Consider the following 16,182-nt stretch of genomic DNA (forward strand, 5'->3'; position numbering starts at 1 on the left):
GCTGATTACAATACCAGAACGAATTACGTTGTCAAAGTAAAGACAATACAAAAAGTTAAGTTTCTCTAAAAATCCTCAATTTCCTGAAGTAACTCTTTTTGGCTGTTTAATACCGAATATAGTGATGATTGAGCGTTTTCCTCCAAACAGAATCTGAGCGAGACCTGACGTTTTCAAGCAGAATCATAAAACAATAGACTGGTTTTGATTGCTCAAAAAATTATGATGTCGGATTCAACCTGATAAGTGCGGTCTCGTTTGCTTCCGGCTTGCAAGAGTGATGAATGGGCAGTAAAAGTAGGTATAATGAAGCTTAAACCTTATCAACACTGCTATTGATTTGATGGATTATTGAGTGAATTCACCACCTCTCGAAAGCTCAACCGAAAAAACAGGTTCTCTGCCAGTCTGGAAGTGTGGTTCAAAATCGATACCTTTCAGTCGGTTACCACTACTCATGGGAATTCTGAATGTCACTCCAGATAGTTTTTCAGATGGAGGAGAGGCGATTGAACTTGACTCTGCTGTCAAAAAAGGGTTGCAGCTTGTTCAAGAGGGGGCTGATATTTTAGATGTTGGTGGAGAGTCCACTCGTCCTGGGGCGGAGTCAGTTTCTTTAGATGAAGAATTAAGAAGAGTGATTCCAGCCATTAAAGCGTTATCAGCACAAACTCAGGTTCCCATTTCCATAGATACAACAAAAGCAGAGGTAGCCAGGCAGGCAATCCAGGCGGGAGCCACCATCATAAATGATATTTCGGGTTTTACTTTTGATCAGGATATGATCCCTCTCGCTTTAGAAACCCGGGCTGGCTTGATTTGTATGCATATTCAAGGAACTCCACAAACCATGCAAAAAAATCCTGAATATCAGAATGTAGTAACTGATATCAAAGCATGGTTTGGTGAACGTCTGCAAATATTGCTTGAGGCTGGAATTGAACAGGATCGGATTGTACTTGATCCTGGTCTGGGGTTTGGGAAGAATGCTGAGCATAATTTAGACATTTTGTCGAACATTCGAGATTTTAAAGAACTGGGTTTTCCTGTCCTTATTGGCCATTCTCGTAAACGCTTTTTGTCGAAATTACTTAATCGATCGGTTGAAGAACGTCTAGCAGGTACGATTGGAGTTTCACTCGCTTTAGCAGAACAATCTGTTGATATCCTACGTATTCACGATGTGGCCGCTAATCGTGATGCTTTGTCGGCCTGGGATGCAATTTCTCAGCGAGTTCCATGATTTCATTATTTAATTTCAGGAATTCAGAAAACAAAAATCTTTCTGGCATTTTAGTGATGAGGAACGCAATGAAAACAAGAGTCATTATTCCGCGTATGATCATAATGGTTTTGTTCTTTCACTTTTCAATAGATAGTTGGGCCGATGAGAAATCCGAACATGATTTTAAGAGGTGGGAACGATCAATTTCAGAGTTTGAATTGAAGGATCAAAAGCAGGGAGTTCAAAAGCAGGGGGTCTTGTTTGTCGGCAGTTCAAGTATTCGGCTTTGGGACTTAGAAAAATACTTTCCCAGTCAAAAAGCCATTAATCGAGGATTTGGTGGATCCGAAATCGTCGATTCAACTCATTTTGCCGATCGCATCATTTTGAATCACGAACCGCGGTTGATTTTTTTATATGCAGGTGACAACGATCTTTCACGTGATCGGACGGCGGAGGAAGTGGCTGGCGATTTCCAGAAATTTACAGAAGTAATCCATAAACGGCTTCCCAAAACGCGAATCGTTTTTATTGCTATCAAACCAAGTCTTCGACGTTGGGAACTGGCTGATACGATTATGAAAGCGAATCAACTGATTTGCCAGCGATGTGCAAATCATAATTTTCTGGATTATGCCGATGTCTGGAACCCGATGTTAGGAGCTGATTGTAAACCGCGTCCTGAATTGTTCAAATCAGATGGTTTGCACTTAAATCACGAAGGATACCTGGTCTGGACGAAAGTCGTTAAGCCTTATTTATGTCAATAAAAATCGATAGGAATTTGTCGAAAATCAGACGGTCTCAATTGGTAACTCATGAGAACTGACAAACTGATTCAATTCATTTCGGGTAAAAATACCGGCAGTGGCGCCAGTCGCACGAACACAACTATGTCCTAATGCAGAGCCAAACTGGAGACATTCTTCCGGACTTCCTTCTTCCAGTAAGCCGTGGATGAACCCTGCGACAAACGCGTCGCCGCTCCCAGTGCCATCTACCAGATTCACAGGATAAATTTCAGATTGAATCGTCTTGTTCTCACTCATCAAGATGCTGCCTTCACTCCCACAGGTAATGATGACCGTGTTAGCTCCTGCCGCCTTAAATTCGCGCGCTTGTTCAATCGGGTCTGATTTTCCTGTTATCAACTCTCCTTCATCATTGTTGGGCAGAAAATAGTCACTGAGAGGCAGAACCGGTTTCAGCATTTTCCAGTAGTCGTCTTGTTTGGGAGTGACAACATCCAGCACGGTCGTCACGCCGGCTTCTTTGGCGATATGGAACATATTTGACACATTTTCAGGGGATAATTCCTCTGAAAGGCAATATCCACCCAAATAGAGAATCCGACTCGATTGTATTTGATCTGGTGTGACCGTTGTTCCTGTAAACAAGGAATTGGCGGCAACCGAATGAATGAATCGACGATCCTCCCCCTGAACATTGATAACAAAAGAACCACTGGTGGGGAGCTGATCTGATTTCAAGAGGTAATCACAGTGGACGCCAGATTGGATCAAGCTTTCTTCGACATAACGCCCAAAAACGTCCTGACCGACAATTCCGGCGATAGCGACTTGTCTTTCAAGTCTGGCCAAATCAGCTGCCACATTTGAGGCACAGCCGCCGATAGCCAGCTCCATCTCACCTGTAAGCACTAACTCTCCCGGTTTCGGCATATGATCAATGGCTTTACAGATATGGTCTGCAACAATGATCCCCGCGCATAAGCAGTCATACTTTGTAGATGACATTTGCTGTCCCTTAAAATCTCAATAAAATCAGATGAATCATCGATTGACTATTATGAGAGAGTTAAGATTGAGTTCAACGCTTAACTGGAATGGATGTGGACAGATTTTGTAGTCTGGTCTGAATCGACAGGCTTATGTGGTATTACAGTTTGAGTCTCAGATTCATCCTGTGTGGCTGTGGGTCTCATTTTTTGAAAGTGCATGACTAACCTGAGCATAATGGGATAGGTCACCAAAGCACAAAACGTGGCTACGATTAATGATCCAATGATGAGTGGAGAGCCAACTTCCAGAATGAGCTGTTTGACCGTCTCCCACCATCCGCTGAAGCCTTCGAATTCGAAAATTTTGGCGAACTCTTTCTGATTCATCGACCCACCGACGTAGTACGTGCCTACTTTATAATCAAACCAATAGATTGGTATCATTGTTAGCGGATTGGAAATATACACTGTGATCAACGAGGCAATTTGATTAAATCGAAATAAAGGTCGTGTCACAAAAGCAAAGCAAATCACCATCAACATCTGAATGCCAACAGTAGGCGTGAGCGCGATAAACATGCCTATAGCTGTGCCTAGGGCAATGGAATGCGCAGTATCGTCCAACATTAAAATTGAACGTAATAGTCTTCGTGGACTACTTTTCCAGGATAAATTTGAAGCTGACATACGGCTTTTCAACGGGCTGATTCAGGTAAGTTTAGCTAGAGGCTGTCCATATGAGTTTATCGATGGTTTCGATAAATTTATCGGCTGGTTCCTAGTAAAATTCTTCAGATTTATGGAATTATCGGTTTGAAGCGATAATTCGAAATCAGAAAACTCTTTGAATACGCCTGATTATAGGTATTACAACCAGATTCAATGGAACAAAATCTAATTTTCTCCAGCAAACTCCCATTCTAGTTAAGATATTTCACATTAGGCAACTGAAATAACACATTTGAAGATGGGGATTGAGAAAGTGTTTGCTGCCTTATATAGCCGTAATAAGGTACAGACTGTACATTTTAGAATAATCGTTTCGATTTTTTTGAGAGTTTCGAATCCAAGACTGAAATTTGAATAAAGGTTAGTTATGCTCTGTAAAACATTTCGTTTATTCTTCATAGTAAATTAATACATTGGTAACTTCTTGGAGATCCTTGAATTCGTTTCATACTGGGATTGATCGATGATAGAAAAATTGGATATTTTTGAGGTGGAACAGGTTGAACAAAATCTGATCGTAGTCCCTCAAGGTTCGACTCTACAATTTCAATACAGTAACGTTCAGATTGAATCGAATAAGGTTCTACGCATGCTAGATGCTCCTGAAGTGAGAAATGTCATCATTGATCTGACTTATGTTGAGTATCTGGATTCCATTATTATTGGGGCTATTATTCGTCTATTGCAGCGCGCGAAGCAAAGCGGGGGACAAGCCGTTTTCTGTAATGCATGTGAAAATATGCAAAATATCTTGAAGTGTATTAAAATTGGAACACTCTGGCCTTTGTATGATTCAAGAGAAGCAGCCATCACTGCTTTGACTGAAAATTCATAATCTTTGATCTCTTCGCTTGAATTGAGCTTGGAATGTTGCCGTTTACTGCTGATGATTTAAAAGCAATCCAGACGGAAACGTTCATTGAGCATCTAGACTATTTTGAAAGTCTATCATCGACTAATACGTGGGCGCTAAATACACTCTGCTCTCCTGAAAAGTCAAATTCATCAAGTAAAATGACTTTACCAAGTTTGGTTTTGACTGGTAAGCAAACTGCAGGCCGCGGCCGAGGTAGTAATTCCTGGTGGTCACCTGAAGGGGCATTGGCCTTTTCTCTGGTTGTCGATGTTGGGCAAATTCAGATTTCAATCGAGCGGCAACCACTGATTGCATTAGCAACAGGCTTAGCGGTTTGCGAAACACTTAAAAAATATCTTTCTGAATTTAAACTGGCTTTGAAATGGCCAAATGATGTTTATTTGCAGCAGCAAAAAGTATGTGGAATTCTGGTAGAAACCGTAGCCGATCAACCAGGGCTGGTTGTCATAGGGGTGGGACTGAATCTGAATAACTCATTTCATTCAGCTACTGAAGACTTACAATCAATGGGAACATCCCTGTACGAGGTGACCCATCAGCGATACTCAATGGCGACTACTCTGATTGATCTGATCAATGGAATTGAGAATCGGTTGTATGATGTCGCAAATAGAAATAAGGAATTTATGAGTGAATGGCGTCGTTATTGTTTATTAAACGGCAGGAAAATTCGTGTGACAACAGGTTCAATTACCAAAGACGGGGTGTGCCTTGAAATCGATAACGAGGGTTTTTTGATTCTGAAAACTACTGAAGGAATCGAAAGAATTATCAGCGGCACCATAGAACATTTTTGAAGCTAATACTCATTGATTGATATGACAAAGTTATTAATTTATCCCGAAATCGATTCTGAAAGAATCTCAAGAATACAAAAAATTTCTGATGAGTTATCTATTTGTAATGCAAAAGAGATTTCCGAAGCATTACAAGAAATAAAAACGGCAGAGGCATTCTTTGGAAAAATAACTCCACAATTGCTGGCAGTGGCAGAGAATTTAAAGTGGGTGCAGACCCCGACGGCAAGCTTAGAGCATTATGTCTTTCCAGAACTGGTAGAACATCCATGCCAGCTTACCAACATGCGCGGTCTATTTTACGATGTCATTGCCGATCATGTACTCGGGTTTGTAATTTGCTTTGCTCGGAATTTGCATCTCTATATCAGGCAACAGACAAAATCTCATTGGCAGCCTATTGGCGGCCAAGCGGGTAAACCCGATTTTGTGACGGGGCCAGGTCAGGAGAGTGAAGTCGACCGAAGTCATTTACATTTGTCAGATTGTTCGATGGGAGTCGTTGGAGCAGGTAGTATCGGCAGTGAAATTTGCAGGCGTGCTGCTGCATTCGGTATGACAGTGTACGCCGTCGATCCTTGTACAAAAGAAGTTCCTGGAGTAATCGATGAAGTTTGGGAGGTTAATCGCTTAGAGGATTTATTAGCCGTCAGTGATTTTGTCGTGATCGCTGCCCCGCATACTCCTCAGACCGAAAAAATGTTTCGAACAAAACAGTTCCAACAAATGAAATCGACAGGATACCTGATCAATATTGGTCGTGGAGCCATCGTCGATCTGCAGGATTTAACAACTGCATTACAAAACAGCGAAATTGCTGGTGCTGGTTTGGACGTATTTGAAATCGAACCTTTACCGAAAGAGCACCCTTTGTGGAGCATGGAAAATGTGATGATTACACCCCACATCGCGGCTGCTTCAACTCGCGTACCAGAACGACACCTGGAAACATTGTTAGAAAATCTGCGTTGCTTTCTTGTTGGAAAGCCTTTCATTACACCAGCTGATAAACGTCAATGGTTCTAACATTTATGTCCGCTTTCAAAGATTCGTTCTCCAGGATCAACTCAGACTTCAATCCTGTCTGTGATGGAACTCCTGCAAAGGAAGCGGGGAGTGAAGTTGAAGCAAGATGTCGATATCCGAATAATATTCTATCTGATCTCCTGTCAGCCGATCGTTTCAGTTACATTCATTGAAAAACATGTCAAGAACTTCATTGAGAGGGGTAAGTACATATTTATCCTCGAGATTTTCACTCTCATCTGCCAATTTGGTCTGTATTTGATGAGCCAGATCAATGTCATATATAGGCCCATACGAGCCAATCACCTCGAAGCAGTCTGATGATCTATCTTTTCGCAAATGAGTAACAACCCACATTATTTTATTCCTTTTTAATCTACAGTCGTATCTTGAAGCAAACTGTTAATGTAGTGCCGTTTTTCAGTTGTCTTTCAATACTTAAAAATCAATTAAAATTGATTACGCTTTCTTATTTCAAAATGGATTTTCGACAAGCTAAGCTCAACCAGTTTCAACTTCGGTTGGGCATATGCAAAATTCATCACAAATAAACTTGTCGAATAAGTTGGTAGAACAGTTTAGTGCCTAAAGAAAACACTTAGGTTTTCTCTTTATTTCGGTGAGAAGCTGATTTTCTTTAGATTTGTATGAACTTTCCTTTTCAAAAATACGTCTTACTCGGAGAGTTTGTTGAGCTCAAAACGAGGTCTGTTTTTGGGATTGAGAAGTAGCCCACAGTCTTAAATAGGTAAGATGTATTTTTAGACGTATATTCAGCGAATTAAGTTCAATGAAAAACAAATAAATGAGTATCTTTTTGAATACTTATAGGTACTTCTGCTTTGATATGTAGGTGAAATTAATACAATAGTTCATTAATATACATTCGATTAATTACAGTCTACAGAGCTGCACAAATATGTCAATATATTTATGGTCAATTGTAGGAAAAGTAATTTATCACGTTGATACGATGAATCTAGAATTGACTTAAGTGATTATTGAATTGTTACTTAACGTCAGGGTTCACTGAAAGCATATACCAATCTTTTTGAGGCGGGGGCATTTTCAGGGAAGTATTGAAATCTTAAATCTTGAGCTTCGGAAAATAATTCGAATTGACTAATCCTTGTCATTGGATCAATTCAAGCCAAACAAATCACTTGGATCTGATCTGTTTTTTCACATAATGAATGACTGTCTCAGCTCTTAATTCCCTCTGCAGTAAATTCTTTTAATCGTTCGTGTCTGTAACGAAAAATACGTTCTAGGTCTCGTCTGACGAACAGCCAGTTTATTAATGGGCCACCATAAACCGAGTAGTCTACTTTATCGATCACGAGCGTCCCCTTCTCTTGCTCTTGAAACGTGTGTTCATGACGCCATAAGCGATATGGCCCTTTAATTTGATTGTCAACAAATCGATGAGGTGGTTCCCAGTCTGTAATTTCCGTTTTCCAACTCAGGGGAATTCGATGAAGGCTGATCTCGTAATCTATTAGCGTCCCCTGATGCATCTCGATCGGCTTGGGTGTCAGAATTTGAAAGTTTAAAAATGGAGGTGTAATGACCTCCAAATTTTCCGCTTTCGCAAAAAAATCAAAAACGACTGAGAGTGGGAAAGGAATTAATATTTCCGATTGCAGTCTATAGATTCGTGAATCTGATTTGCTGATTGTGAGCATATGAATTCTCAGCTTAATTATTGAACAAATATTTGGATTAAGAGCCGAAGTTCTACAAATAATGAGAGAAGAACTAGTAAATCGAAAATTCTCTTATTGACAATTCTACGTCTCTAACTATGGAGATTTATAGAAGGCTTTTCTTGTTTAAGAAGGTCTAATCTCCATTTTTAAATTAAGATAAAGTGAGAACATGAACAGATCTGGTTCAAAGTTAGAACAACAAAAATTCGTGGTTCTGGGGGCAACTGGTTCCGTTGGTTCCGAGTTGAGTCGTGGTCTGATTAGTGCTGGCCATCATGTATTACTCGGCGGTCGTGACAAAAATAAACTTCAGGAATTGGGGGCGGAGTTAGACTCACCTTTCTGTAATATAGATGCATCTGAATTAAGCTCCATCGAGGAATGCCTGCAGACAGCACATACTGAATACGGTCGAGTTGACGGGGTTGCGAATTGTATCGGGTCCGTGCTTTTAAAACCTGCGCATCTGACTTCGGATGAAGAATGGCAGGAGACTTTGATGACAAATCTTAGTTCCGCGTTCGTGACAGTACGCAGTGCTTCAAAAGTCATGCGGCAGACGGGAGGTGCTATTGTATTAGTCTCTTCCGCAGCAGCGCGGATCGGTTTTGCAAACCATGAAGCCATAGCGGCTGCCAAAGCAGGGGTCATCGGCTTAACGCTTTCGTCTGCTGCAACGTATGCAAATCGTGGAATACGAGTCAATGCGGTTGCTCCGGGATTAATTAAATCTAATATGACAAAAAAGCTATGGGAAACTCCCACTGCTCAGTCTACTTCGGCCGCAATGCATGCACTGGACCGAATCGGTGAACCCGCTGACGTTGCTTCGATGATCGCATGGTTATTGCAACCCGCAAATAGTTGGATCACAGGTCAAGTGCTGGGTGTTGACGGTGGTTTGGCTACCATCGCGCCAAGGCACAAACAAAAAGCAACTCATCAATAAATTACAGTGTGTTTCAAGTCTTTGTTCTCCTTTATATTGTTTAAATAAAAACACTCATCGACCTGAATGATGTAGTTACTTTTTGAGTTCTTTAGCTCGCTGTTCGAACACACTCCAACTTTCTCGGGGTGTCCCATCCACTTGATGCAGACCGAGAGTGGTCAGGAATCTAACCAATGGCTTAGTGTCGTCGTCAACGCCATAATAAGTGAGTTGATCATTAATAATACTTTCCGGGAAGTCGTACATCATGAAATAGTTCAGGAATGGCACGCGAGAATTGAGTTCGTCCCAGGCATCGAAAACTCCATTCACAAATTCAGCCTGTTTCTCTGCAGAGCTGATCTGGTCATGGGCAGGAAAACCAATCTCTTGAAAAACAATCGGACGCTCATCGAGTTTTGTAGATAATTTAAGGATCTCTTCTTTTACTTTCGTTGTATCTTTAAATGTTCCCTCCACACCAACTTGACCATGGTAGTAGGTAAGAAAATGGGCATCTGCGTTTTTAACTAACTGCTGAAATTCAGGCTGTAATGCACCAGCATCAGTCAAAGTAGTTCCTACGATTAAATCGGGAGCAATTTTTTTAGCATGTTTGTAAGCAGAATTTAAAAATGTTGCATAAGCATTGATTTCGTCAGGATGGGCTGTCAGATAAATATCGCTTTCGTTTCCGATTGAAAGATAGCGAACGCGATTTTGCAATAAGGGAGCTAAAGCATCGAGGAAGGATTGAAAGCGTTCGATAACCTGAGGATCGTCAAAACGTTTTGTCTGCAGGTCAGTGGGGAGATCCTTCACAGTTGTATTGAGTACCTGGATCCCCAGGAAAAGGACACGTCCCTTGTTAATAACGATACCGTTTTTTAACTCTTCCAAAGTCAGGTCACCTGGTCGGGGTTCCAATGAAGGCCATGAATAGGTCAACACAGCACCATCACAGCCCACTTCCTTACTTTTTTGAATGGCGGCAAGCAGAATATCGGGAGTCGGTGCCGGTTCGAGTGGGGGTAGATCTGTTAGAGCCAGCACGCGCGATGGTATTGTTTCGGGCAATGTCGAATCTTTTTGCATCCAGGATTCTGCTTGCCAGAAACTCGCTGAATGCGAGGGGACTACTGGTAATGAAAAAATGAACCACAGGCTTAAGACGATGACAAGTATCGCACCTAGAAGTTTCCACATACTGCTGTCTTTCAGGTCTATCAATGATTCATTGGTATTTTAGATTGAATAGAGAGTAACTTTAATGTTAACTCGTCATCGTTAATACCAATCGGTTGAGGATTTGGTTTCAATTCCTTTTGCGACTTCCAGACAAATACGCAAAAGCTGATAATTTAGATCAAAAAAAGCAACAATTCTCTGGCATCGCTCCCATCCATGATTATTTTTGTGGCTGTGAGTGCTCATCAGTCTCATGATGATGATGGTGCTTCAGATAATGCTGTCGCAAGAGATCTTTGCCGTAGTCATTTCCGTTCGGAGTGCGTACCACAGTGTGAATGTGATTGCGCGTCGGCGTCCCTGAACGACCCAGGGCAATTGGTCGTTGGTGATCGAATTCAATCAGGATCACCGGGCTCTGAATACGATAATAGTAAACACTCTCAGAATTCGTACCACCCATCCAGGCAAAGTAGGTTTCGTCCAGGTGTTGTTTGACCTCACTCATCTTAACCCGAGCATGTCCTGCGTCCATGTTACCAACAAATTCGGAGATTAATTCAAGTAGTAGCTCCCGTTGTTGGGCATCCAACTGCGAGGCCTTGATGCCGGCGTACTCAAGCACAACATTATCACGAAATGCTTCAGTGAGATTATTGGTCGGTCCCTTCGAACTACGGACGATTGCATCAGCCTGCTGTGTTGCATTTAAGGATTTGATCAACGTAAGCCCTTTGTTCTGCTCCTCCTGCATGACCACTGTGCCTTTGAACTTGCCCGATTCTGCTTTGACCGGCTCGGAACCCATGAAGACCGGAGTCATCACCACCTGATCGCCCAAAACGAAATAGTTGATGACGACATGATGACCATCTAACTGCCAACCCCAGGGCTTAATTGCCGACGGTTCTCCCATAATCGTGATCCAGTACAGCCACTCGCCATACTCGTCAAATCGTTTAGTCAACTCTGCCAGTGTGCCGTTGAGTTTCATGATATCCTGAGTTTTCTTGAGCCCCTTCGCACTCAAACTGGCGCGGAGCATGGCGAATGCCAGTTTTCGTTGTTCTTGCGACATCTCATTGAACCCGATTCCCTGACGTGGATACCGATGACGATTATCCCATTTCCGCCATTCCAGATCGTCTACCGGGAACTTCGTGCGGCTGGCTTGCTCTTTCGAGAGGCTATCCAGGAAAGCCTGTGCCGCGACCCGCACCGGCTTCGTTGAGACACCCGTGGATTTGATTTTGAAGAGCCCTGTTTTCGTTTTGCCAGTAGTCGTCACTCCCAGGAACGGTTCAGCAAGAGACTGTTCGCGTTGTTGCTGTTGTTGTCGCCCACGATGGGGGCGTTGTGAAAACAGTGAGCCAGTGATTCCGACAGCCAAAGCGGATATGCCAACACAAAGTCCAATAACAAGCAGTCTTTTCATTCTGATTTCCCATCTAACGACAAAACACGAGTCAGACGAACTCGTTGCGACATGACATGTTGAAATTCTCTTCTGCCGACGGCATGAACTCTACATTAAACACGGAGTCGTGCCCAAAGTATCGAAGTAGAATGTTGAGGGCGATTTGTTCTGTACTCACTAAGTTAGAATTAGGTCAAAATTTACTGAACGCGTTCATTGAACGTGTTCAGTAAATGTGATAGTATTATTGTATGACTGATTTGCGACCAGAGTCAAAACGTGAAAAACAAAGGCAGGCAACACACTCTGCGATCCTTTCTGCTGCGCGATCCACCATGCGAAACCGAGGTTTCAAGAATACAACGATTCGCGAAATCGCTTCGATATCCAAAGTTGCTGTCGGAACGGTCATGGCTCATTTTGGATCGAAAGAAGATTTGTTGTATGAAGTTTTCCATGGCGACATTCAACAGTTTGCTTACGAAGTTTTTACGACGTTAAAACCGACTAAGCCATTGGATGAACAGCTAGTTCACATTGGAGAGTCATTTTTGAATCATTATGCGTCCGAGCCAGAGTTGTATACCGATTTTCTTGAGCATTCGTTGTTTGCGCGAGGCGACTGGGGTGAACAATTCACAAACCAGGTGAAAGAAGCAGGCACTCGAATCGCCGCGATTTACGTTGCATCAATCCAACGTAAGGAAATTCGCGAAGACGTCAATATCGAAGCAGCCGTGTTGGAGTTTTTTGCTCACTACTATTTTGTGTTGATGATCCAAATCAAATCAAAATTCTCAGACGTCGAGTCTGGTGCAGCACAACATAAGCTGCTGATTGATCAGCATTATCGGGGAATCAAATTATGAAGCAAGTAAAACTTGCTAAGAGTGACGATGGATTCCGGATCTTAAACGAATGGCATGATCGATTCGAATCGAGACTATCATTCGAAACACGTACCGAAAGAGTCAATACTTCATTTGGATTCACAGATGTAATGATCACGGGGCCTGAAGAGTCTCAAGATTCGAGTCCTATAGTAATCCTTCATGGTGCGACAGCGGGAGCCCCGTTCGCCCTTGGTGAACTCCAAGATTTACCGGGACGACAACGGTTTTATACCGTCAACATACCCGGTCAATCAACACGTGCCGAGCAAGTTCGTCTGGATTTTGGAACGGACGAATATAGCCGCTGGCTTTGTGAAGTTTTCGATCAACTTTCAATTGAACGCGCGACTGTCTGTGGTGTCAGTTGGGGTGGAAGTGTGGCTTTGCAATTAGCAAAATACAATCCTGATCGGATCAGTGGATTAATTTTAGTCGTACCTGGTTCGATTGTTCGCGGACCTGTCCTGAAAGGGATCTGGGAAATCGGTTTACCCATGCTGCGATTTAAATTGTTTCCCACGCAGAAAAACTGCGATCGCGCGGTTCACAAAATATTTACGACGTCCGATGAATATTGGTCTCCTTACATCACGGATGCCATGCGGTACTGGAATGTCGATTTCTCAGTTCCACCGCTTGTTTCGAAGAACGATATGTCATCTCTTAACGCTCCCGTTTTTGTAATCGCTGCCGACAAAGATCTCTCATTCCCCGGAGAACCTCTGATTGCACGCTCTTATTCTCTATTCCCCAATTTAGTCGGCGCTCATTTATTAAAAAACAGTCACCACTGCCCTTCATTTGACTCTGATGACCGCCGGCGATTTACTCAAATTTTCGAGTCAGCCTTAGAGTCAATTCGAGCAGCATCGCCCTCAGCGTTTTGCGTTCAGTCTGAAACAAAACACTAAAGGCGGCCGCTACTCTACGACTTTGACTAAGAACGCCCCAGTGCCTCTCGCACACCGGCTCCATAAGCAGGATCAACCAGTTCGAAATGCTTGAGCTGTCGTTCCACAATCTCTTCGGGAACACCCTGCATAGCTGCGGCGATGTTCGAGAATAAGCGAGCTTTCTGTCCGTCATCAAACAGATTAAACAATGCGCGAGGTTGTGCATAATCGTCGTTACCTTCACGGTGATTATAGCGGTCGGCATCACCTGAGATTTTGAGTGGCGGCTCTGCCACATCTGGTTGCTCCACAGGTCCGTTGAAGGAATTCGGTTCGTAGTATGCATCCGAATTTGTGCCGTTCGACTTAAAGCACATCGCGCCGTCTTTATGGTAATGATGCACGGGACACTTCGGTGCGTTGACCGGTAGCGATTCATAATGCGTGCCCAAACGATGACGGTGTGCGTCCGCGTAGGAGAAGATGCGGGCCTGCAACATTTTATCAGGAGAAAATCCGATGCCCGGCACGATATTGGACGGAGAAAACGAGGCCTGTTCAATCTCCGCGAAGTAATTATCCGGATTGCGATTCAATTCCATGGTACCAACATCGATACAGGGATAATCACTGTGCGGCCAGACTTTGGTCAGGTCGAACGGATTATAAGGCGTCAGGTCGGCATCGGTTTCCGGCATGATCTGTACCTGAAACTTCCATTTAGGAAAGTCACCGTTTTCGATGGCATAGAACAGGTCTTCCTGAGTACTTTCGCGCGTCTTGCCGACAACCTGCTCGGCTTCTTCGTTCGTCCAGTGCTTGTGCCCCTGCTCTGTTTTGAAATGAAATTTGACCCAGAAGCGTTCGTTCTGATCGTTGATCAAACTAAAAGTGTGGCTGCCATAGCCGTTGATGTGACGCACACTGATAGGCAACCCACGATCTGAAAACAGGATCGTAACCTGATGCAATGATTCTGGTGAGAGAGACCAGAAATCCCACATTGCGGTGGGGGAGCGTAAATTAGTGCGCGGGTGCCGCTTCTGTGTATGGATAAAATCGGGAAACTTATAAGCGTCTCGCACAAAGAATACCGGGGTGTTATTGCCGACCAGATCCCAGTTTCCTTCTTCCGTATAGAACTTCAAGGCGAATCCACGCACATCCCGCTCTGCATCGGCGGCACCCGCTTCGCCGGCCACTGTCGAGAAGCGCGCGATCATTTCGGTTTGCGTTCCCGGCTGCAGCACTTTCGCTTTGGTATATTTGCTGATGTCATGTTCGATTGTCAGTGTTCCAAACGCCCCCCAGCCTTTGGCATGCACAACCCGTTCCGCGATCCGCTCGCGATTTTGATGAGCCAGTTTTTCGATCAGCTGGTAATCCTGTAACAGAACCGGACCACGGGGGCCTGCTGTGATTGAATTTTGATTATCGGCGATCGGCGCGCCGCCTGTTGTGGTCAGTTTTGGCTTCTTATTCATTCTCTTTGCTCCTCGAAAGATCCTTAGAATTTGATTCTTAGTGAACTATATTGGCCAGGAGTCAAGATGTCTAATGAATTATCCGGATAGTTGTCATGCACCAAACACATCATAAACAGAGGCTGCTTTGAGCATAGCTCAGTTTGATCACCTGAATGTAAATCTCAAGACACATTCCCCATTTTCAGTACTCATTTTCAACTTGACACCGCCGCGCCCTTCGCGAAAGTTCCCACTTGTGCGTCGCGCGCGCGAGCGAATTTTATTTTGTAGATGAACAGGAAAACGCGTGAGGTTTTTAGCACTATGAAAAACACTGGTATTGTAGGGTTAACGAAATATGTCACGAAAACCAGTGCAACATGAGCACTACGTTTCGAATCGCTCTGAGTACAATTCATGCAAAATATCGTTCCGATTAAACCACTTCTCAGACAATGTTGCGCAAATCTGAAACTCATCAGCTTACCGCCCTTCTCCATCATGACACTCTCATGCCAGAACCTTATCCAAACGAGTTTCAATACAATCTAAATTTGATTACTTGCATGACGCACGAGGTCATGAAGATTGAAGTAGCAAGCCAATTTTAACCTCTATTCTACTCGATATACCTTCTGCCGACGAAGTGAAAATCATGAACTCGTTGAACAAGTTGCTGAGACATAGTGGGCTGAAAAACGAAGGGCTCAATCCAAAGATATCAGTTAAGTGCACTCTCCATCTTGCGAGCCATTGCCATCGCTTATGCCAAGTTCTATGAACTCAACCCTGAAGCGATGGAAATCATGATCCAGGAACGAGCCGAGTTTCGAGACTCCGTTTTCCCATCGCACCTCATATACCGTCAAGAACAACGCAAACGCATGGATAATTTTCTGCGGGCTGCCATTAATTTGAGTGAAATTCGTGATTTTGACGTCGATAACGCAACATATCCATTTGCCGATCTGTTGTTCGGCAGCGTCATAAATGGCTGTGTCGAGGGCAGAACATCGAATCCCGTTGCTTGAGTTAAGCCTGCTATCTACCTCTATTTGAACGGTCTTGCACCCTATTCAAATTAGGGAGTTTTCTGAATGGGGATGGAGAAGACGAATGAATTTTGCTATTCCCTCTTTTTGGGTATTCTGGTAACAAAGTATCTCCAATATACAGTCATATCATTACAGAACTTGCTTGCTTATCTTTCGATTTTCATCTCAGCTGACTTCCACATCGCAGTGATTTGCTTCTTGAGTTTCTCAAAAGAAGTCTACACACAGAGTAAAA

Annotated in this window: 15 protein-coding genes; 9 read left to right on the forward strand and 6 right to left on the reverse strand. The window is 43.3% G+C overall.

Annotated features, from left to right (window positions below; genetic code table 11):
* The first annotated feature begins 355 nt into the window (after positions 1 to 355).
* On the forward strand, positions 356 to 1,243 hold the full coding sequence (gene folP, locus V144x_RS05990; protein ID WP_232102730.1) for a dihydropteroate synthase: 888 nt from the start codon (positions 356 to 358) through the stop codon (positions 1,241 to 1,243).
* A 68-nt stretch (positions 1,244 to 1,311) separates the two neighbouring features.
* Complete coding sequence (locus V144x_RS05995; RefSeq protein WP_232102731.1) at positions 1,312 to 1,995, forward strand: SGNH/GDSL hydrolase family protein; 684 nt, start codon at positions 1,312 to 1,314, stop codon at positions 1,993 to 1,995.
* A 24-nt stretch (positions 1,996 to 2,019) separates the two neighbouring features.
* Here V144x_RS05995 and V144x_RS06000 read toward each other — a convergent pair whose 3' ends face one another.
* Together V144x_RS06000 and V144x_RS06005 are read right to left on the reverse strand one after the other, a co-directional pair.
* Positions 2,020 to 2,982 carry a carbohydrate kinase family protein gene (locus V144x_RS06000; RefSeq protein ID WP_144982850.1) on the reverse strand — a complete coding sequence of 321 codons (963 nt, stop codon included), beginning with the start codon at positions 2,980 to 2,982 and terminating at the stop codon, positions 2,020 to 2,022.
* A gap of 80 nt (positions 2,983 to 3,062) precedes the next feature.
* Entirely contained in the window at positions 3,063 to 3,653 is a 591-nt protein-coding gene (locus V144x_RS06005) for a DUF2062 domain-containing protein (protein WP_144982853.1), read from the reverse strand.
* A 505-nt stretch (positions 3,654 to 4,158) separates the two neighbouring features.
* On the opposite strand from V144x_RS06005, the gene V144x_RS06010 reads away from it, so the two are divergent.
* Genes V144x_RS06010 through V144x_RS06020 form a run of 3 tightly spaced genes read left to right on the forward strand, consistent with a single transcriptional unit; the run spans position 4,159 to position 6,395 of the window.
* Positions 4,159 to 4,530, forward strand: coding sequence for an STAS domain-containing protein (locus V144x_RS06010; protein ID WP_144982856.1), 372 nt, complete (start codon positions 4,159 to 4,161; stop codon positions 4,528 to 4,530).
* Between the two features lie 32 nt (positions 4,531 to 4,562).
* The gene (locus V144x_RS06015) at positions 4,563 to 5,369 is read left to right on the forward strand and encodes a biotin--[acetyl-CoA-carboxylase] ligase (RefSeq protein WP_144982859.1); all 807 of its coding nucleotides are present in this window, start codon (positions 4,563 to 4,565) and stop codon (positions 5,367 to 5,369) included.
* Between the two features lie 21 nt (positions 5,370 to 5,390).
* Positions 5,391 to 6,395 carry a D-2-hydroxyacid dehydrogenase gene (locus V144x_RS06020; RefSeq protein WP_197998777.1) on the forward strand — a complete coding sequence of 335 codons (1,005 nt, stop codon included), beginning with the start codon at positions 5,391 to 5,393 and terminating at the stop codon, positions 6,393 to 6,395.
* A 1,202-nt stretch (positions 6,396 to 7,597) separates the two neighbouring features.
* Here V144x_RS06020 and V144x_RS06025 read toward each other — a convergent pair.
* On the reverse strand, positions 7,598 to 8,080 hold the full coding sequence (locus V144x_RS06025) for an SRPBCC family protein (RefSeq protein ID WP_144982862.1): 483 nt from the start codon (positions 8,078 to 8,080) through the stop codon (positions 7,598 to 7,600).
* A 193-nt stretch (positions 8,081 to 8,273) separates the two neighbouring features.
* On the opposite strand from V144x_RS06025, the gene V144x_RS06030 reads away from it, so the two are divergent.
* Entirely contained in the window at positions 8,274 to 9,053 is a 780-nt protein-coding gene (locus V144x_RS06030) for an SDR family NAD(P)-dependent oxidoreductase (RefSeq protein ID WP_144982865.1), read from the forward strand.
* Between the two features lie 75 nt (positions 9,054 to 9,128).
* Here the strand turns inward: V144x_RS06030 and V144x_RS06035 are convergent, their stop codons facing one another.
* A complete protein-coding gene (locus V144x_RS06035; protein ID WP_144982868.1) occupies positions 9,129 to 10,241 on the reverse strand; it encodes a glycoside hydrolase 5 family protein in 1,113 nt (370 codons plus the stop codon).
* 202 nt (positions 10,242 to 10,443) lie between these two features.
* Positions 10,444 to 11,658 carry a DUF3500 domain-containing protein gene (locus V144x_RS06040; protein WP_144982871.1) on the reverse strand — a complete coding sequence of 405 codons (1,215 nt, stop codon included), beginning with the start codon at positions 11,656 to 11,658 and terminating at the stop codon, positions 10,444 to 10,446.
* A 233-nt stretch (positions 11,659 to 11,891) separates the two neighbouring features.
* Between V144x_RS06040 and V144x_RS06045 the strand changes: the two genes are divergently transcribed.
* Together V144x_RS06045 and V144x_RS06050 are read left to right on the forward strand one after the other, a co-directional pair.
* Positions 11,892 to 12,509 (forward strand): TetR/AcrR family transcriptional regulator, encoded by a 618-nt coding sequence (locus tag V144x_RS06045; RefSeq protein ID WP_144982873.1) that lies wholly within the window; start codon positions 11,892 to 11,894, stop codon positions 12,507 to 12,509.
* Entirely contained in the window at positions 12,506 to 13,444 is a 939-nt protein-coding gene (locus V144x_RS06050) for an alpha/beta fold hydrolase (protein ID WP_144982876.1), read from the forward strand. The genes V144x_RS06045 and V144x_RS06050 overlap by 4 nt, the downstream gene beginning before the upstream one ends.
* Before the next feature lie 26 nt (positions 13,445 to 13,470).
* Here V144x_RS06050 and V144x_RS06055 read toward each other — a convergent pair whose 3' ends face one another.
* Positions 13,471 to 14,910 (reverse strand): catalase, encoded by a 1,440-nt coding sequence (locus V144x_RS06055; RefSeq protein ID WP_144982879.1) that lies wholly within the window; start codon positions 14,908 to 14,910, stop codon positions 13,471 to 13,473.
* A 725-nt stretch (positions 14,911 to 15,635) separates the two neighbouring features.
* Between V144x_RS06055 and V144x_RS06060 the strand changes: the two genes are divergently transcribed.
* Positions 15,636 to 15,923, forward strand: coding sequence for a hypothetical protein (locus tag V144x_RS06060; RefSeq protein ID WP_144982882.1), 288 nt, complete (start codon positions 15,636 to 15,638; stop codon positions 15,921 to 15,923).
* Positions 15,924 to 16,182: the final 259 nt, after the last annotated feature.

It is taken from the genome of Gimesia aquarii (genome assembly GCF_007748195.1).
Lineage (GTDB): Bacteria > Planctomycetota > Planctomycetia > Planctomycetales > Planctomycetaceae > Gimesia > Gimesia aquarii.